This window comes from Pseudomonas sp. MF09156, from assembly GCF_059862305.1.
The window spans coordinates 147379-165995 of sequence record NZ_JCBCUR010000013.1 but is presented as its reverse complement, the minus strand read 5'-3'; the positions used below and the strand labels follow the sequence as shown (position 1 = coordinate 165995).

General features: G+C 58.5%; 14 protein-coding genes and 1 pseudogene. 8 read left to right on the top strand and 7 right to left on the bottom strand.

Features of this window, described 5'->3' with window-relative positions; all coding sequences use genetic code 11:
* Positions 1 to 797 precede the first annotated feature (797 nt).
* Positions 798 to 3398: a DUF8812 domain-containing protein gene (locus tag AC19YY_RS23535; protein WP_500604952.1), complete on the top strand. Its 2601-nt coding sequence runs from the start codon at positions 798 to 800 to the stop codon at positions 3396 to 3398.
* Between the two features lie 13 nt (positions 3399 to 3411).
* Positions 3412 to 3816, top strand: a complete 405-nt coding sequence (locus AC19YY_RS23530) for a lysozyme inhibitor LprI family protein (RefSeq protein WP_500604951.1) — start codon at positions 3412 to 3414, stop codon at positions 3814 to 3816.
* Positions 3817 to 4012: 196 nt separating this feature from the next.
* On the opposite strand, the pseudogene AC19YY_RS23525 reads toward AC19YY_RS23530, so the two are convergent.
* A pseudogene (locus AC19YY_RS23525) lies at positions 4013 to 4225 on the bottom strand (IS3 family transposase); the annotation flags it as partial.
* Positions 4226 to 4488: 263 nt separating this feature from the next.
* Here AC19YY_RS23525 and mscL point away from each other — a divergent pair.
* Positions 4489 to 4905 (top strand): large-conductance mechanosensitive channel protein MscL, encoded by a 417-nt coding sequence (mscL, locus tag AC19YY_RS23520; protein ID WP_169951095.1) that lies wholly within the window; start codon positions 4489 to 4491, stop codon positions 4903 to 4905.
* 58 nt (positions 4906 to 4963) lie between these two features.
* Here mscL and AC19YY_RS23515 read toward each other — a convergent pair whose 3' ends face one another.
* Positions 4964 to 5740: a ferredoxin--NADP reductase gene (locus AC19YY_RS23515; RefSeq protein WP_169951097.1), complete on the bottom strand. Its 777-nt coding sequence runs from the start codon at positions 5738 to 5740 to the stop codon at positions 4964 to 4966.
* Positions 5741 to 6153: 413 nt separating this feature from the next.
* On the opposite strand from AC19YY_RS23515, the gene AC19YY_RS23510 reads away from it, so the two are divergent.
* Positions 6154 to 6864 (top strand): helix-turn-helix transcriptional regulator, encoded by a 711-nt coding sequence (locus AC19YY_RS23510; RefSeq protein ID WP_500604950.1) that lies wholly within the window; start codon positions 6154 to 6156, stop codon positions 6862 to 6864.
* Positions 6865 to 7039: 175 nt separating this feature from the next.
* Positions 7040 to 8164 carry a methyltransferase gene (locus AC19YY_RS23505; protein ID WP_500604949.1) on the top strand — a complete coding sequence of 375 codons (1125 nt, stop codon included), beginning with the start codon at positions 7040 to 7042 and terminating at the stop codon, positions 8162 to 8164.
* 51 nt (positions 8165 to 8215) lie between these two features.
* Here the strand turns inward: AC19YY_RS23505 and AC19YY_RS23500 are convergent, their stop codons facing one another.
* The 3 genes from AC19YY_RS23500 to AC19YY_RS23490 are packed head-to-tail and all read right to left on the bottom strand — an operon-like array spanning position 8216 to position 10846.
* Entirely contained in the window at positions 8216 to 8383 is a 168-nt protein-coding gene (locus tag AC19YY_RS23500) for a DUF2474 domain-containing protein (protein WP_169951104.1), read from the bottom strand.
* A gap of 12 nt (positions 8384 to 8395) precedes the next feature.
* A complete protein-coding gene (gene cydB, locus AC19YY_RS23495) occupies positions 8396 to 9403 on the bottom strand; it encodes a cytochrome d ubiquinol oxidase subunit II (protein WP_029292140.1) in 1008 nt (335 codons plus the stop codon).
* A gap of 3 nt (positions 9404 to 9406) precedes the next feature.
* On the bottom strand, positions 9407 to 10846 hold the full coding sequence (locus AC19YY_RS23490) for a cytochrome ubiquinol oxidase subunit I (RefSeq protein ID WP_169951106.1): 1440 nt from the start codon (positions 10844 to 10846) through the stop codon (positions 9407 to 9409).
* A gap of 344 nt (positions 10847 to 11190) precedes the next feature.
* Between AC19YY_RS23490 and AC19YY_RS23485 the strand changes: the two genes are divergently transcribed.
* Positions 11191 to 12423, top strand: a complete 1233-nt coding sequence (locus AC19YY_RS23485) for an MFS transporter (protein WP_169951108.1) — start codon at positions 11191 to 11193, stop codon at positions 12421 to 12423.
* A 111-nt stretch (positions 12424 to 12534) separates the two neighbouring features.
* On the opposite strand, the gene AC19YY_RS23480 is transcribed toward AC19YY_RS23485, so the two are convergent.
* Entirely contained in the window at positions 12535 to 12981 is a 447-nt protein-coding gene (locus tag AC19YY_RS23480; RefSeq protein WP_170041695.1) for a DUF4879 domain-containing protein, read from the bottom strand.
* 211 nt (positions 12982 to 13192) lie between these two features.
* On the opposite strand from AC19YY_RS23480, the gene AC19YY_RS23475 reads away from it, so the two are divergent.
* Positions 13193 to 14488: an NCS2 family permease gene (locus AC19YY_RS23475; RefSeq protein ID WP_169951112.1), complete on the top strand. Its 1296-nt coding sequence runs from the start codon at positions 13193 to 13195 to the stop codon at positions 14486 to 14488.
* On the top strand, positions 14485 to 15564 hold the full coding sequence (gene trmA, locus AC19YY_RS23470) for a tRNA (uridine(54)-C5)-methyltransferase TrmA (protein ID WP_500604948.1): 1080 nt from the start codon (positions 14485 to 14487) through the stop codon (positions 15562 to 15564). Before AC19YY_RS23475 ends, trmA begins: the two co-directional genes overlap by 4 nt.
* A gap of 248 nt (positions 15565 to 15812) precedes the next feature.
* Here trmA and AC19YY_RS23465 read toward each other — a convergent pair whose 3' ends face one another.
* Positions 15813 to 18563, bottom strand: coding sequence for a TonB-dependent receptor (locus AC19YY_RS23465; protein ID WP_500604947.1), 2751 nt, complete (start codon positions 18561 to 18563; stop codon positions 15813 to 15815).
* Positions 18564 to 18617: the final 54 nt, after the last annotated feature.

Genomic DNA, 18617 nt, shown 5'->3' with positions numbered 1-18617 from the left:
AGGCTGAAGCCTTGGGCATGACTGATTTGAATGGTGGCGCGCTCTTCAACGCTGAGTTCGGTATAAGACATAGGGGCAGCACCGTACCGGAAAGGTCAGGTGTTGCACTCAGTTTTTGCCGCCGCCAGGTTTTTCATCAAGCAATCCTCTGGTTTTTTTAAATGCACTTTTACGGGTGCTTGCCAGAGGCTAGTGATCCTGGCGCCAGAAGATAAATAGAAAAGCCACACCAACCCGATTAAAAAAATAGTGTGGTAAGACACTGAAATGCCGGGTATTTCGCGCGCGATTGGTGGCACTTTGCAAACTATTTGTGTACTCCAGTGATAGTTACCACTCATTCCAGAGAATGTGAGCCACCTGTGCTGGTGATTCTGAGCCAGGCGAAATCCTGCTTACGGGGTTCACCCAATAGACGGTTAATTTGCAACTTGAGTCATCAGTTTAGTTAGCTAGCTGTAGCTGCTTGTAATCGAAATTAGCCATGTTCTCAATCAATGCTTTTTCTGCTCAGGTTAATTCTGCCTGACGGACTCTTTGCGCTCACATTGTTTGCAACTGACAGCCCATCAAGCGTTCGTTTTGGAGGGGGAGCAATGGAGCCAAAAACCAACATAAGCCCTTCCAGCGTGTGCATTCCGGCGATTGCGAACCAATCGCGAGCTGATAATGCCCTGCTGATCAACCAAATCCTTTGGGAGTGAGTGACTTTGGGAAAGGTCCTATTTACTTCCGATAACCACCGCTCCAGGGTGCCTTGGTCCCACCCCATTGCACAAGCAGGAGTGAAATACAGCATGGCTAACGTGCTATCTCAGGTTTTTAACTTCTTCAGCAGTGACCGTGTGGCCCCGAGTTATGCGTCAAGTGCGCCGGATTTAGTGCCGTCAGAAGCAGATCAGGTCCCGCCTCATGTGCTGACACCAACAAGTACCGCTGCCCTGCAACCACTGAGGAACTGGAGCCATCCTTTCAAGGACGGACGCAATCCGCTGCTTCAGTTAACTCAATTGGCCAAGGCGACGGCGGGTTACTACCCGTTGGGGCGCAATGGCCTCTGGCACGGCGGTGTGCATTTTGACGGTGGCACCGCTGACACCCTGGATCAGTCCAGCGTGCATTGCCTGGGGGACGGCGAAGTGGTGGCTTATCGCATCGATGAGCACTCACCGACCACGACCTACTTCGTCGATGAACTGTGCGTAGCAAAGCCGTTCTCACGTAATTTTGTGCTAGTGCGCCACCACCTCCAGCCGCCTAAAATCGAAGGCAGCCAGGATGCGCCGCCCAGCTTGACCGTCTACAGCCTGTACATGCACCTACAGGGCTGGGCGGATTACCAACGTGACTTGGGCATAGCCCGCCCAGCGTTCTGGCCCGAGGGGCAGAACCGTCGGGTCAAGGCAACGGTGACAGACATACTCCCAGGCCATCCAGAGCAACGAGGTCTGAAGGTGTTTAACCAGGCGCAGCAGGGCAAAGTGCTCGCCATCCTACCGCGGGGTGCGGAGGTGACCGTTACCGGAGAGGGGGATTACCGCAAGCTGGAGAACACCAATGGACCGGACGGCCTGAAAAGCGCCGATGGTTCGTTATGCGGCTACCTTTCCATGAATTTTTTGGAACCCATCGCCGGGGACGAGTATCGGGTCAAGGGCAATCCGTCGCTCAACGTCCGGGCTGAAGCGAACGGCAGTAGCACCGTTATTACGACGCTACCACAGGGTACGGAAGTGACGGTCCGTGGTGAGGGCGAATTCCGCAAGATAGAGCGGGTGAACCAGTACATTCATTTCAATTCGCTGGAGGGTGCGCGTGCGCCGATGGCGGACCGCATCGTGGTCCTCGACCACCCCATAGCCATCAAGGCCGGCGAGCTAATTGGTCACCTTGGGTTGTATCAAGACGGCGGTGCGCAGCACCCGGAAAAGAAACTGCACCTGGAAGTGTTCAGCGCCGATGACGTGGGTCTGTTCATCGAAGCTAGCCGGGCTTGGGCAGATCGACTGCCCGCCACTGGCAAGACCTGGCTGAAACTGGCCAAGGGCACCACGGTGGTGACGCATCAGGCGAGTTTCAACGCCACGCAGCCCCCAACCTTGAACGCCGCCAATACACCCAGCGATGCCGATTTATTGGTCCCTAAAAGCCTTCTCAATAGCCTGCGCGCCACGGATAAAATCGTGATCCCGGCGACGGCTGATCGCAAAGCTTATAACTGGTACCACCTCGATGGGCTGCTGCATGACGCTAACAACGAGTTGCTCGACGGTTGGGTGCGCGAAGAAGTGGGGGTTACTCCTTGGGTTAATCCTTGGTCGTGGGAGGGGTATGGAATCATTCACAACTACGACGCTCCCCGGCAATACCTGGCCTCGTTCTTCCGAGCGGTTAGCCGCTTCAGTGAAGGGGAAGTTGAGCGCCATGGGGCTTTGGCTGATAAGGCGGATAACGGCACGATGATGTGTCGTCTGTACGACATTATCGACCGTAACCATGATGGAAAGATGACCGCTGAAGAGCTTCAAGCAGCGATTGGTTTGCCCGCGCAAGCGCAGGCACTTGCGCAATTAATTATCTATTACGTCAGCGAGTGGCAGTACACCCCCAGTAAGTGGGACGCACTGGACGAAGTGCTGGGCCATAGCGGCTCAACCCCACTCCTGAACTGGGTCGCGGAGAAAGAGCGGATCAAGCAAATCAATTGGTGGAATGAGGTAGCGCCCAAGGTTGGGTTGCCAGTGTTGGGGGGTGTGTATCACTTTCATCCGGTGGGGTTGGTGGGGCTATTCGCCTATATTGGTCCTGGGTCGAAGATACTTGCTGGTCAAATCACCTTCAATGCTGAGGGGAATGATATATCAAGCTCAATGTACTATAGCAAAGTCATTCACTGGCCTGGAAATGATCTGTCTGGAGTAACTTTAGGTCGGGGTTATGATATGGGGAGTCGAACACAGAGCGAAATATACGCTCATATGACTCAAGCAGGCATAGAAAATGAGCAAGCCAGAAAAATTTCGTTAGCGCATGGATTAAAAGGATTGGATGCAAGAAACTTTGTAAGAAACAACCAAGCATTGATTGGCGAAATAACAGGCGACCAACAAATACGCCTGTTTAACATTGTTTACCCTGACTACATAGGTAGAGCAGTTTTTATTTATAATAAATGGACTGCCTCTGAGGTTGGAAGACTTGAGTGGGTGAGCCTGGATCAGGCCATTCGCGATGTGCTAGTTGATTTTGTGTACCAGGGGTTTACTACTGGGCCTAACCCAATGAAATCAGGCATGCGCAATAGCAGGTCGGAAATGATTTCATACATTGAAAGTACGCCCGCCATTAACCAGTACGAGCAAGGTCGGAAACGAGCCGATTACTTAAGAAAATATTAGTAGAGGATACATTATGACTATAAGATTTATTTTGACTTTATCATTTTTTGTTTCATACGCTTGTTATGCAGAATCTCCACAGCCAGTTTTTTGCTCTGATGTAGGTACAGATAGCCAAGGAATATACGAATGCTCTAAACGTAAAAATACAGATGCAGACATTCAATTAAATAGCACCTACAAAGCGCTAAACAATAAAATAGATACTGAGTATAAAATCGATCCAATGTTAGGTGCTTCACTTAAAGAACACATAAAAAAATCACAGAGAGCCTGGATTATTCTAAGGAATGAAAATTGCGCCATTGAAAGCTTTATGGTTGACCCTGGAACACAAGCATTCGAAACGACAAAAAATTTTTGTATGGCTAGACAAAGTATTGAAAGAATCCACTATTTGAATGATTTAAAGCTATAAATGGTGGGAGCCGGAATCCCCAGATTTTCATTTGCAGGTAGCGTGAGCCCGTCGCGATGAAACGCGAGCCCACGCCGTCGAATGCAAGCTCATTTGCAATTAATGTGAGCCGAAGGCTGGACTGGACTGCCCCCGGCATCGTAGACATCTCCAGCCTATGCTGGACTACCCCCGCTCCCGTAGACATTTTCCAGCCTCAAAGTGAGGCACTTTCAAAGGCCTCAGGACTGACGCCGCCCAGGTGACTGTGACGACGCGTTCGGTTGTAAAACGCCTCAATGTAATCGAATACGTCGGCACGGGCCATGTCCCGGGTTTTGTAGATCCTCTTGCGGATGCGTTCTTTTTTCAGGCTACTGAAAAAAGACTCAGCCACGGCATTGTCCCAGCAGTTTCCTCGGCGGCTCAGTCCAAGCATAGGCTGGAGATGTCTACGATGCTGAGGGCAGTCCATTCTTGGGGGCCGCTGGGTCAGTGCTCGACATGCGCCGCGTTGCAACTTGAGTGGCTCACAACCACTGGAAACAAATGTCACAACCACCAGCGCCCATAAACTATTTGCGTTTTAATGTGTCGATTGCAACGAACAGTGTTAACAGTTGTGTCGAGCAAGTCACTGCAGACTGACTTACACTGAGTTCCTCTCCTCTCAACTGTAACAAGGAATAACCTATGGGCGTGATCAGTGAGTTCAAGGCCTTCGCGGTCAAAGGTAATGTGGTCGACATGGCGGTCGGTATTATCATCGGCGCCGCCTTCGGCAAAATTGTTTCGTCCTTCGTAGGCGACGTGGTGATGCCGCCCATCGGCCTGCTGATCGGCGGTGTAGACTTCGGTGACCTGGCGGTAACGCTCAAGGCAGCCCAGGGCGATGCACCTGCGGTGGTCCTGGCCTACGGTAAATTCATCCAGAGCGTCATTGACTTTGTGATCGTCGCGTTCGCGATCTTCATGGGTGTCAAGGCCATCAACCGTCTCAAGCGTGAAGAAGCCGTGGCGCCAAGCCTGCCACCGGTCCCCACCAAGGAAGAGGAACTGCTGGGGGAGATCCGCGATCTGCTCAAGGCCCAGAACAACAAGCCCCTGTAGCCGACCCGCAATACCTGTCGGCCACAGAAAAAGGCGCCCCTGACCGGGCGCCTTTTTTCTACCAGTAGTTTTCTACCGCCACCTGCCCTGGCCGACGCGCCAGGCTCAGTTGCATATCACGCTGCTTGAGCAGTTGCCGGGTGTCATCGATCATCTGCGGATTGCCGCAAATCATCACCCGCGAATGCAAAGGCGTCAGCGCTACGCCCGCCGCACGCTCCAGCTCGCCATTTTCGATCAGGGTCGTGATCCGCCCATTCAACGCACCCGGCCGCTGCTCACGGGTCACGATAGGCAGGTAGGTGAGTTTATGGGCGTGTTCGCTCAAGTACTCGCGCTCGCCCAATTCCTTGATCAGGGTCTGGTAGGCCAGCTCCCGAGCTTCCCTGGCGCTGTAGACCAGGATGATCCGCTCGAATTTTTCCCAGGCTTCAAAGTCCTGCAGGATCGACAGAAATGGCGCGATCCCCGTGCCGGTGCCCAGCAGCCAAAGGTCACGACCATCGACAAAACGATTCAGGGTCAAGAAACCGGTGGCCTGGCGCTCCACCAGCAACTCGTCGCCCACCCGCAGGCGACTCAGCTCACTGGTGAACTCACCACCGGGCACCACAATAGAGAAAAACTCCAGGAACTCATCAAAGGGCGACGACACCACCGAATAGGCACGCCACACCAGGCTGCCATCGGGTTTGGTCACGCCCAGGCGAACAAACTGCCCGGCGGTGAAACGGAACCCCGGGTCCCGGGTAGTACGCAGGGTAAACAGGCTGGGGGTCAACGACTGCACATCGATCAGGGTCTGGCGTGTGAATTTTTCCGCACTGGCCGTCATGGGGGGCTCCGGTCTACAGGTAACCCCTAGTGTCCCCCAAAGCGACGCCTGGAAACACCGTTGGTTTGTAGTGACATCCTGCGTGCCTCCACTGACCAATACAGAAAAGATGGCCATCTGCCTTCAATTCAAACCATTTGGCTATTAAGTCCTACTCATAACCCCTACATGAAAATTCATAAACTGTGTCGCAACCCTGCCCTAAGCAAATGAATGACAAAGAAATTCACTCACATCATCAGCCCCCCCGCCCGCGGGCCCAGGACCATGGGTATCAATCAGTTCTACTAAAAAACGCAACGCTAAGTGCGAAAACTCCCATCTGGGTTTTACATGCTGTCCTACACTCGATTCGGTAACGCTAAGGGGACCGCGTTGCGAACAATCAGTGTGCGACTCATGGAGATTTACCAATGGTCAACTGGCGAAACACACGTCTACCCAAACTAGAAGGTGAGGATGAGGTGACGACTATGTTCGAGGCTGCTCTGAACATTACCTATGAGCTGGGCTTTGAATATTGCGGTTTTATGATGGGCTCCAATGCGGTTTATCAGCCATTCAAGAACATCCACCTCAATAATTATCCAAGTGAATGGAACACTCTCTACAAAACAGAACATTACTTCGATATGGACCCGCTGGTCAGCCACTGCAAACGCGATGTACTGCCCATCGTCTGGGAAGAAAAAACCTACTCTTCAGTGCCGGACATGTGGGTTCACTTGCAAGCCCAGGGTCTCAATTTTGGCTGGGCGCAGTCGGTGCATGACTTCCGTGGCTTTTTCAGCATGATCAACCTGGGACGACGCCAGGAACCGGTGCAAGCCCAGGAACTGTATGAGAAAGCCGGCCAGGTCTTGTGGATCTGCCATGCCTTGCATACCGTCGCGGCCCAGGCCTATGCCAAGGAGCCGGCCTGCCAGTGCCCCACCAAGCTCACCAGTCGCGAGACCGAAATCCTGCAATGGTCGGCACTGGGCAAGACAGCTGCCGATATCGCGACAATTCTCTGCCTGTCCGAGCGCACTGTCGGTTTTCATATCAGCAGTGCGATGCGCAAGCTGGGGGTGAGCAATAAGATTGCCGCGGTGATCACGGCAGTCAAACACGGCCTTTTTTGAGTACAGCCCGCGCCCCCATGTTGAAAACACCGAATGTAATCCGCCAGAAAAAAACGTAACATTTACGGCCAGTTCTGAGTGATGACGCCGCTCGTCAACGCCCGCGTCGCAGTCCACTCAGAAGGTTCCGCGCCAGGCCCGGAACACCCGTCGATTATCCAGAGTTCCCCCCGCCATGCCCCTGCTCGATAGCCCCTTCGCCCAACTCGACCTGATCCGCCAGCCCGAGCAGCAAAACGAACCGCTGCAAGCCTTCGATGCGGCCGACGAGTATCTGCTTGCCTACCTGGCCGAGCAGCAACCGGCCAGCAGCACCCGCGTACTGGTGCTCAATGACAGCTTTGGGGCATTGGCGGCCAGCCTTGAGGGGCATGTGCATGTCACCAGCAGCGGCGATTCATTCCTCGGCGCCCAGGCCCTGCAAAAAAACCTGATGCGCAATGGCAAGGCCTTCGATGCCCTTTCGTTCGTGCCTGCCAGCCAGGTGCCCAGCGGGCCCTTCGATCGTGTACTGATCCGGATACCAAAAACCCTGGCGCTGCTCGAAGAACAATTGATCCGCCTGCAGGACCAATTGGCGCCAGGTGCCGAAGTGATCGCGGGGGCCATGGTCAAGCACCTGCCCCGCGCCGCCGGTGAACTGCTGGAGCGTTACATCGGGCCGATGCACGCGTCGCTGGCGGTGAAAAAGGCCAGGTTGCTGATCGCCACCCTGGCTGATCGCCCTCGCATCGTATCGCCCTACCCCACGCGTTATCGCCTGGACGCGCCGGCCATCGAGCTACTCAACCACGCCAATGTGTTCTGCCGCGAAGGCCTGGATATCGGCACCCGTGCCTTCCTGCCCCATCTGCCTCACAACCTGGGGAACGCCCGCGTGGCTGACCTGGGTTGCGGCAACGGCGTGCTGGCGATTGCCAGCGCCCTGCACAACCCCGAGGCGCAGTACACCTTGGTGGACGAGTCCTATATGGCCGTACAGTCGGCCGCCGAAAACTGGCGCGCGGCCCTCGGTGAGCGGCCCGTGATGATTCGCCCCGGCGACGGCCTGGCGGACCAGGAGCCGCAATCGTTGGACGTGGTGCTATGCAACCCGCCGTTCCACCAGCAGCAGGTGGTGGGGGATTTCCTTGCATGGCGCATGTTCCAGCAGGCCCGCGAAGCGCTGGTAGTCGGCGGCGCGTTGTACATCGTCGGCAACCGCCACCTGGGTTATCACAGCAAGCTGGCGCGCCTGTTCCGTGGTGTGGAGCAGGTGGCGGCGACACCAAAGTTCGTGATTCTCAAGGCCCGCAAATAACACAGGCAAAAAAAACCCTCCATTAAAGGAGGGTCAAGACTGCATGGGATGTCAGTGAGTGCTCAGGCCCGCGGCGTTCATGAACATGCGCATCAGGCTGGCCACCACGAACAGGGCCAGGACGCTGCCGGTCCAGATCATTGCCAACCAGCCCAGGCGTTGCCACAGCGGCTTTTTCTCGGCCTGTTCGATATCGTCCAGTGAAGGTTTACCGGTCATGGTCCAAGCCTCCTAGTGATAGCCATCTTCATGGGTCACCTTGCCGCGGAACACGTAGTAGCTCCAGAAGGTGTAGCCCAGGATGAACGGGATGATGAACAGCGTACCCACCAGCATGAAGCCCTGGCTTTGCGGCGGCGCGGCGGCATCCCAGATCGACACCGACGGCGGGATGATGTTCGGCCACAGGCTGATGCCCAGGCCGCTGTAGCCGAGGAAGATCAACACCAGCGTCAGCAGGAACGGCGCGTAATGGGCATTGCGAGCCACGGCACGCACCAGCGCATACATGGTCACCAGCACCAGGATCGGCACCGGCAGGAACCAGAACAGGTTCGGCAGGGTGAACCAGCGCGAGGCGATGTCCGGGTGGGCCAGGGGCGTCCAGATGCTGACGATGCCAATCACCGCCAACACGACGAACGCCAGGGGTCGCGCCAGGTTGTGCATCTGCTCTTGCAGCTTGCCTTCGGTCTTCATGATCAGCCAGGTGCAGCCCAGCAGGGCATAGGCCACGATCAAGGCCACGCCGCAAAACAGGGCAAACGGCGAGAACCAGTCCAATGAGCCGCCGGCGAACTGGCGGTCAACCACCGGAATGCCTTCAATGAATGCCCCCAGCGCCACGCCCTGGAAGAAGGTCGCCGCCAGCGAGCCGCCGATAAACGCCTTGTCCCACAAGTGGCGCTTGTCATCCTTGGCCTTGAAGCGGAACTCAAAGGCCACGCCACGGAAGATCAGGCCGATCAGCATCAGGATCAGCGGCAGGTACAGCGCCGAGAGCACCACCGAGTAGGCCAATGGGAAGGCGCCAAACAATGCCGCGCCCCCCAGCACCAGCCAGGTTTCGTTGCCGTCCCACACCGGGGCGACGGTGTTCATCATCACGTCGCGGTCAGTCTTGCCCGGGATAAACGGGAAGAGAATGCCGATCCCCAGGTCAAAGCCATCCATGACCACGTACATCATGATGCCGAAGATGATGATCACGGCCCAGATCAGCGGAAGATCAATACCCATGACTCAATTCCCCTTGTTCAGAGTGTCGCCGTGATCGGCGTCGCCGCTGTCATCGGCTGCCGACAATGGACGCGCCGGGGTACGTTGCTGCCCGGGGCCACCGTGGGCCGGTTCGGTGCTGTCGTGGGTGACCGGGCCTTTGCGCACCAGGCGCATCATGTAGCCAAGGCCTGCGCCGAACAGGGCGAAGTACACCACCACAAACAGCGCCAGGGTAATGCTCATCTGCACCACGCTGTGGTTGGAAGAGGCGTCCGCCGTGCGCATCAAGCCGTAGACCACCCAGGGCTGGCGCCCGATTTCGGTGGTGAACCAGCCGGCCAGGATCGCAATCAACCCCGACGGGCCCATCCATAGCGCCAGGTACAGGAACGGTTTGTTGGTGTACAGCCTGTCGCCCTTGCGCAGCCAGAGGCTGAACAGGCCGGTGAAGATCATCAGCATGCCCAGGCCGACCATGACCCGGAACGACCAGAACACAATGGTCGAGTTGGCACGATCCTCAGGTGGGAACTCCTTGAGGGCCGGCACTTGCTTGTCCAGGGAGTGGGTGAGGATCAGGCTGCCCAGGTAGGGGATTTCTACCTTGTACTTGGTGCGCTCTTCCTTCATGTCCGGCCAGCCGAACAGGATCAGCGGGGTCGGCTCATTGCCGATGTTTTCCCAGTGGCCTTCAATCGCCGCAATTTTCGCCGGCTGGTGCTTGAGGGTGTTGAGGCCGTGGAAGTCACCGATCACCGCCTGGATCGGCGCGACGATCAGGGCCATCCACATTGCCATCGACAGCATGGTGCGGATCGCCGGGTTGTCCTTGCCCCGCAGCAGATGCCAGGCCGCCGACGAGCCGACAAAAAACGCGGTGGCGACAAACGCCGCCGTGGCCATGTGCGCCAGGCGATAGGGGAACGAAGGGTTGAAGATCACGGCCAGCCAATCGGTGGGGATCACCCGGCCGTCGATGATTTCAAAGCCTTGTGGCGTCTGCATCCAGCTGTTGGAGGCGAGGATCCAGAAGGTCGAGATCAGCGTACCGACGGCCACCATCACCGTGGCAAAGAAGTGCAGCTTGCGCCCGACCTTGTTCCAGCCAAACAGCATCACCCCAAGGAAGCCCGCTTCGAGGAAGAACGCGGTGAGCACTTCATAGGTCAGCAATGGCCCCGTGACAGAGCCGGCGAAGTCCGAGAAGCGACTCCAGTTGGTACCGAACTGATAGGCCATGACCAGGCCCGAGACTACCCCCATGCCGAAGTTGACGGCAAAGATCTTCGACCAGAAATGGTAGAGGTCACGGTAGGTATCGTTGTGGGTCTTGAGCCACAGGCCCTCCAGTACCGCGAGGTAACTGGCCAGGCCAATGGTGATGGCCGGGAACAGGATATGGAACGAGATGGTGAATGCGAATTGAATTCGGGCGAGATCTAGCGCCTCCAAACCGAACATAAGTCTTCCTCTGTCAGGTAATACCGGCTACAGGCAGGGAGGCCTGCACCCACTGCTCCCACGGATATGGAGTGTGGCGAATTGCAATTCGTTCTTTTTTTACCAACCACGTAGGGATTCTGGCTTCTTGACCCCCACACCAACGCTGCAATCGGCATTGATCTGGATCAAGCATCGTTGAAAGAGTAGTCCCATTTTCCAGGTTGGACTGTGTGGTCTTTTGCCGCGTGACAGGTTGACTCAGCCAAATAGATGCCTTGCTAAGGATATTTGCCTGGCAGCAACTATTTGTTACAGCTTGATGCTAACCTCGGCACTTCCCAGGTTCAGTCCAGTCCTTGCCGATGCCCAGTGAAACCCCGCTGCTGTTACGTCATCACCGCCCTTTTATCGCGTTCTGGCTGGCCCGGATTTTTACCGCCAGCGGCTTCCAGATGCTCACCGTGGCCATCGGCTGGAACCTCTACCAACTGACCGGCAACGTGCTGGACCTGGGCTTGGTGGGCCTGGTGGAATTTGTCCCACGGGTGCTGTTCATGCTGCACACCGGGCATGTGGCCGACCGTTACGAACGGCGCAGGGTCGCCGCCATTTGCCAGACGTTGCAGGCGTTGATCGCCCTGGCCCTGGTCATCGGCAGCCTGACGGACAATGTCACCCGCGAGATGATTTTTATCCTCGCCTTCCTGCTGGGCGCAGCCCGCTCCTTCGAACTGCCCACCACCCAGGCGCTGTTGCCGAGCATCGTGCCCAGCGCCCTGTTTCCACGGGCAGTGGCGGCGGCGCAGTCGGCCCAGCAATCGGCAACCATCGTCGCGCCGGCCCTGGGCGGCTTGCTCTATGCCTTCGGCAGCGCCTGGGTGTATGGCCCGACGGTGCTGCTGTACCTGATTGCCTGCATGCTCACCCTCAACCTGCCCGCGCGGCAGACCCCACTGAACAAGGGCAAGGCCACCCTCGACTCGCTGCTCGCGGGGATTCGTTTTATCCGCAGCCGGCCGGACATCCTCGGGGCGATTTCCCTGGACCTGTTCGCCGTGCTGTTGGGCGGCGCCACAGCGTTGCTGCCGGTATTTGCCAAGGACATCCTGCTGACCGGCCCCTGGGGCCTTGGGCTGCTGCGCTCGGCGCCAGCGGTTGGGGCGCTGTTGATGTCATTGTGGCTAGCGCGGTTTGCCGTGGACCGGCACGTGGGCCGCGTGATGTTTACCGCTGTCGGGGTATTTGGCGTAGCGACCATCGCGTTCGGCCTGTCCACCTCGTTCTGGTTTTCGCTGGCGGTGCTGGTGGTGCTGGGGGCGGCAGACATGATCAGCATGGTGATCCGCGCCTCATTCGTGCAACTGGAAACCCCCGATGAAATGCGCGGGCGGGTCAGTGCGGTCAATGGGCTGTTTATCGGGGCGTCCAATCAGTTGGGCGAATTTGAATCCGGCGTCACCGCCCACTGGCTGGGCACAGTGCCAGCCGTGGTATTGGGCGGGGTCGGGACGTTGGTGGTGACGGGGGTATGGATCAAGCTGTTCCCGACGCTGGCCAAGCGGGACCGCATGCATACCCCGGCCGAAACGCCCTGAACCTGTCGGAGCCGGCTTGCCGGCGAAAAACCAGAGAGCAACACGGGCCACCAGGCACCCAGCGTTATCGTTGACGATTTTCGCCGGCAAGCCGGCTCCTACAGGGGGCCATCATTGGATGCGCAGCTGAGTCTTCAGGGTATTGCGCGGCGCATTGATCGATGTGTTGCTGTACTCGAACCAACCGGCGGCGCGGATATCCACGTCAAATACATAGATGTAGCCCATCAATGTGCCAGCGCCATTGCAGGCCTGGCTGACGGAGCCGACCTGGCAGATCGCGGTCTTTTGCCCCGCAAGCCGCGCCCCATCAAAGGTGGCGATGGAATTATTGCCCAGCCCCACTTCCATCACCGAGACCTGTGTCGGCCCACGGTGCTGGCACTGCCGGGTGCTGTCGACGCCCTCGGCGATGGACTCTTTGCACGCCTGGGACTGCACCTGGAATACCCGCACCTCGCTCAAGGCCGGTGCAGGCGCGCCCCACGCCGGTGCCGCCGCCAGCCACAGGCCGATACAGGCGAACGGAGCTAGACTCCACGCGATGGCTTTTTTCATGCTTTGGATGACCCTGGACTGAACGTCGACGGAGTATGCCTCAAGGCCACACTCAACAAAACCGAGGCTGGGCGCCACAGGCCGTCGACCTGCTGGTATGATGCGCCGCTTTTTCCGATCCTCTGTAGAAAACACGCGGCGCTTGGCGCAGTTTGTGCTTTGACTTTGAGGTCAACAAATCACGGCGCCGAGCGCGCCACAGGGAGCAGGCATGCTGGAAAAGCTGTTTCAACTCAAGGCACACAACACCAACGTGCGTACCGAGATTCTCGCCGGTATCACGACATTCCTGGCCATGGCCTACATCCTGTTCGTCAACCCGAGCATTCTCGGCGAGACCGGCATGGACAAGGGCGCGCTGTTTGTCGCCACTTGCCTGGCGGCGGCCATCGGCTCGACGATCATGGGCCTGATCGCCAACTACCCGATTGCCCTGGCGCCGGGCATGGGCCTGAACGCCTTCTTTACCTACACCGTGGTCCTGCACCTGGGCCATACCTGGCAAGTGGCGCTGGGTGCGGTGTTTATCTCCGCCGTGCTGTTTTTCCTGCTGTCGATCTTCCGCATCCGCGAATGGATCATCAATGCCATCCCCCTGCCCCTGCGCTCGGCGATTGCCGCCGGTATCGGCCTGTTCCTGGCGCTGATCGCCCTGCATAACGCCGGCATCGTGGTCAGCAACCCGGCGACCATGCTGGGCATGGGCGACCTGGCCAAACCCGCCCCCATCCTCGCCACCCTGGGGTTCTTCCTGATCGTGGCCCTGGAAGCCTTGAAAGTGCGCGGCGCGGTGTTGATCGGCATCCTTGCGGTGACCATCGCCGCCATCGCGCTCGGCGTCACCCCATTCGGCGGCGTGGTATCGATGCCTCCGTCCCTGGCCCCGACCTTCCTGCAACTGGACATCGCCGGCGCCCTGGACGTGGGCTTGATCAGCGTGATCTTCGCTTTCCTGTTCGTTGACCTGTTCGACAACTCCGGCACCCTGATCGGCGTCGCCAAGCGCGCCGGCCTGATGGGCAAGGACGGCCACATGCCGAAAATGGGCCGCGCCCTGATTGCCGACAGCACTGCGGCCATGGCCGGTTCGTTGCTGGGTACCTCGACCACCACCAGCTACATCGAGTCGGCGGCTGGCGTGAGTGCGGGTGGCCGCACTGGCCTGACGGCCATCGTGGTCGCGATCATGTTCCTGCTGGCGCTGTTCTTCTCGCCGCTGGCGGCCAGCGTCCCGGCATTTGCCACCGCACCCGCGCTGCTGTTTGTCGCAGTGTTGATGACCTCGGGCCTGGCGGAAATCGACTGGGACGATATTACTGTTGCCGCGCCGGTGGTGATCACCGCCCTGGCGATGCCCTTCACTTACTCCATCGCCAACGGCATCGCCTTCGGCTTCATCGCCTGGACCGGTATCAAGCTGCTGACAGGCCGCTACCGTGAACTCAACCCAGCGCTGGTGATCCTGTCGATCCTGTTCGTGATCAAGCTAGGCTGGTTCCCCGCATGACTTTTGACGCAGCAAGTTACGCCCTGCAACTGCAAGAAAAGGTCACGCGCTTGCGTGACCTGCTCGCGCCGTTCGATGCGCCCCAGCCACAGGTGTTCGATTCGCCCCTGCAGAACTTCCGCCTGCGCGCCGAGTTCCGCCTGTGGCGCGAAGGCGGTCAGCGCCATTACGCGATGTTCTCCCAGGACGACAAGCGCACGCCGATCCTGATCGAAGAGTTTCCCATCGCCAGCCTGCGCATCAACCAGCTGATGCCGCAACTCAAGGCCGCCTGGCAAGCCAGCGCCGCCCTGAGCCACAAGCTGTTCCAGGTGGAGTTCCTCACCACCCTGGCCGGCGATGCGATGATCACGCTGTGCTATCACCGCCCGCTGGATGAGCATTGGCACACCGCTGCCAACAAGCTGGCGGCCGACCTGAACGTCAGCATCATCGGCCGTTCCAAGGGCAAGCGCGATGTGATCGGCCACGACTATGTGGTGGAGAAACTCGATGTCGGCGGTCGCACCTTTAGCTATCGCCAGCCCGAAGGCGCCTTCACCCAGCCCAACGGCACGGTGAACCAGAAGATGCTCAACTGGGCCTATGACGCCCTGGGCGATCGCAGTGATGACCTGCTGGAGCTGTATTGCGGCAACGGCAACTTCACCCTGCCCCTGGCTACCCGCGTGCGCAAAGTGCTGGCCACCGAGATCAGCAAGACCTCGGTCAACGCCGCCCTGAGCAACCTCGATGAAAACGCGGTGGATAACGTCACCCTGGTGCGCCTGTCCGCCGAAGAACTGACCCAAGCCCTGAACGAAGTGCGGCCATTCCGACGCCTGCACGGTATCGACCTCAAGAGCTATGAGTTCGCCAGCATCTTCGTCGACCCGCCCCGCGCAGGCATGGACCCAGACACCTGCGAGTTGACCCGACGCTTCGAGAACATCCTGTACATCTCCTGCAACCCGGAAACGCTGGCGGCGAACATTGCGCAACTGCATGACACGCACCGCATCACCCGGTGTGCGATGTTCGACCAGTTCCCGTGGACCCACCATATGGAATCGGGCGTGCTGCTGACCCGGCGCTAAACCCTCGGTCCCGGCAGATCTGGAAAAATGTAGGAGCGGGCTTGCCCGCGATTACGGTGTATCAGTCAAAATCTATCTGGCTGACCCACCGTAATCGCGGGCAAGCCCGCTCCCACATAAGCCCGCTACCCCAGGTTTAACATCATTGCTCCTTGCGGGGCCGGCCGCCCTGCTTGCCATTGGCGCGGGCGGCGGCCGACTTGGCGGCTCCTTCTAAGTGCCAGGGCCGGAAGGCTGGAGCACCTTGCTCAGAACTTGTACTCAAGCATCCCGCTCAACGTACGGCCCCGCGCCAGGCTGAGGTTGTTGGCGTCGCCCATGGCCACGAAATAGGCTTCATCGGTGGCGTTTTCCAGGGCCAGGCCAAGGTTCAAGTGGTCGGTCATCCAGTAACTGGCATACAGGTCGTAGAGGGTGTACTGCGGCCACAGCGCCTGGTCGATAAAGTCATAACCCTGCTGGTTGAGGTTGGCACCGTTGCCCGAGCTGTAGCGCACCCGCACGCCGGTATCCAGGCGTTTTTCCAGGAACCGCGCGCCCAACGTCACCGAGCCGCGATCCGCCGGCATATAGGTGGCGTTGCCCATGATCCGCCCGCAACTTTCCTTGTTGTTGGCAACGTCATCATCCAGCACTTCATAAGTAGTGACCGGCCGGATGCCGGGGCGCCCGTCCGGGCGGATGTAGGACTCGATCCGCGTAGTCCGCGGCCCGCTGGTCTTGGCTCCGCCCATGTAGTAGTTCTTCGAGCAGAAGTCGTTACTGCCGATCATATGGGTGTAGCTCAGGTTGGCGTAGGCCCGGCCCATGTCGTAGTTGAGCTGGTACTCCATACCGCGAAAGCGCGTCGGGCCGGTGTTGTTGACGTAGGCCATGGTTCCGAGAAAACCGCCGACACTGGTATCTGGCAAGCTGACGCTGTGGTTGAGGAACGAGAAATTGTCGATCTTGGTATCGAAGTAGGCGACCTTCATGCCCAGGCGGTCGTCGTTGAAAAACAGCCCTTCCTTGAACACGTTGACGCCCATTTCCCAATCCCGCGACTCTTCAGCCTTAAGGTACGGGTTGGGGAACACCCGCTCTGCCGAGCTGCCACCATGGGGGCGACCGGTCATGAAGGTTTCCGTGACCGCCGGCGGGCGCCAGCCCTTGCCCCAGCGCGCATAGAGTTGCATCCACTCAAGCCCCGGCTTGACGCCGATGCCGAAGGTGGGCGAGAAGTGCCCCTCTTCATTATCGATATCAAACACCTCGGCCACACGCTTGGCGCCCACCAGGCTGTTGTAGAAGCGGTCGCGCTTGTACAGGGTCATCCCGGTTTTGCCTTCAAGCCGGTAGCGGTCGTAACGCAGGCCGGCATCCAGGGTCAGCCAGTTGCCATATTCGTATTGCAGGTTGTTGAACAAGCTGGCGATGGTGCGTTTACCGCCCGGGGTGTCGCCTTCGACATACGGCAGCAGCCCCTGGAGGTTGACCGCCTCGACCTTGTTGGTGCGCGGCTTGAATTGGTCCTGGTACATCTCCAGGCCGTAGTTCCATTTGACCCGGCCCAGTACCTCGAAATCGAAGCGCGAGGTGTTGTCCGCTTGCAGGCCCCAGGTATCGGTCTGGAAGTGATCGGTGTAGCCGCCGACCTCGTTGCCCGTACCAGGTGACGACAGGTTTGGCGCATTGGTGCGTTCCAACTGGGTGCTGACGTAATACGCCTTGGCCTTGAAATCGATCAGCGGGTTGTCTGGCGTGTAGCTGTAGTCCAGCGCGACGTTCTTGGCCGCAAGGTTGTTCTTGCTCACGCGCCGGTAGTAAACGCTTTGTGCATCGTCGGCGGTATAGGCCCAGGCGTCGTTGCTGTCACTGTCGCTTTGCAGGTAGCTCAGTTGCACACGCTGGTCATTGGGCAGGTTCAGGCCCAGTTTGACGATCTGCGAGCGAGTCACGCTGCCCATATCGCCGACCTCGCTGTTCAACCAATCATCAAACGCCTCGGGCTGATACTTGCGCGCGCGCAGGTTGGTGCCCAGTTTCTGGTCGTTGTGGGTGCCGGCGTGGTAATCGCCGAAATGCCGCTCGCTGTAACCCAGCAGCACATCGCCACGCTCATCGCCAAAGGCAAATACACCGCTGCCATTGAAGTGGGTGCCATTGCCCAGTTTGCCGATGCCATTACCCGCGCGCAGACGCCCGCCGTACTCCTTGCCATCGGCCAGGAACTCGCTGGCGTCCAGGGTCTTGAATGACGCAATGCCACCGAGCACCGCCGCACCGCCCATGCCCGACTGGCTGCCTTTGTCGATCTCGATGCTGGAGATAAATTCAGGGTCGATCACCATCGTGCCGTTGCGCTGCTGGTGGCCGTTGACGTTGAAGTTCTGGCGCATGCCGTCAATGTTCATATTGACCCGGCCATAGTCCTGCACCCCACGGATATTCACCGACAAGCCAGGGTCACGCTGGTTGACGGCGGTGTAGACACCGGCGGTTTCCTCGAGCATGTCGGCGGCGTGCCGGGGTGGGCGCTTGTCGATCTGCTCGCGGGTGATCACCGCCACCGAGCGCGGGGTTTCATACACCCAGTCACTGGGCTTGCCGTTGGTGTTGGCGTTGATGGTGGTGGTGCCAACGGTCAACGCGTTGTCCTGTTCGACATTGACGCGATTGAGGGTGACCTGGCGCTCGCCGGTGAAGCGATACTCCACCGGCGCACTGCCCAACAAACGCCCCAGGCCTTCCTGGACACTGTATTGGCCCTTCAGCGCGGTGCTGCTGAGGCCTTGCAGGCGCGGGCTATCGAACAGCACCTGCAAACCAGCCTGGTCGGCAAACGCCAGGACCGCGCCGCCCAGGGGTTGGGCGGGAATATCGAACATCAGCGTCGCAGGCTGCGAAGCGCCGGCCACCGGGGCGGCGGCGTAGGCCTGCCCGGCGCTGGCAAACAGACCCAAGTGAATGGCCAGGGCCAACCGACTGCCGGTGACGCGCCCTTTGGTGATTGCAGACATCGTTGTGATCCCTTCGCTGAGCGTTTTTTGTTTATGCGAATACTTCTCGATTAG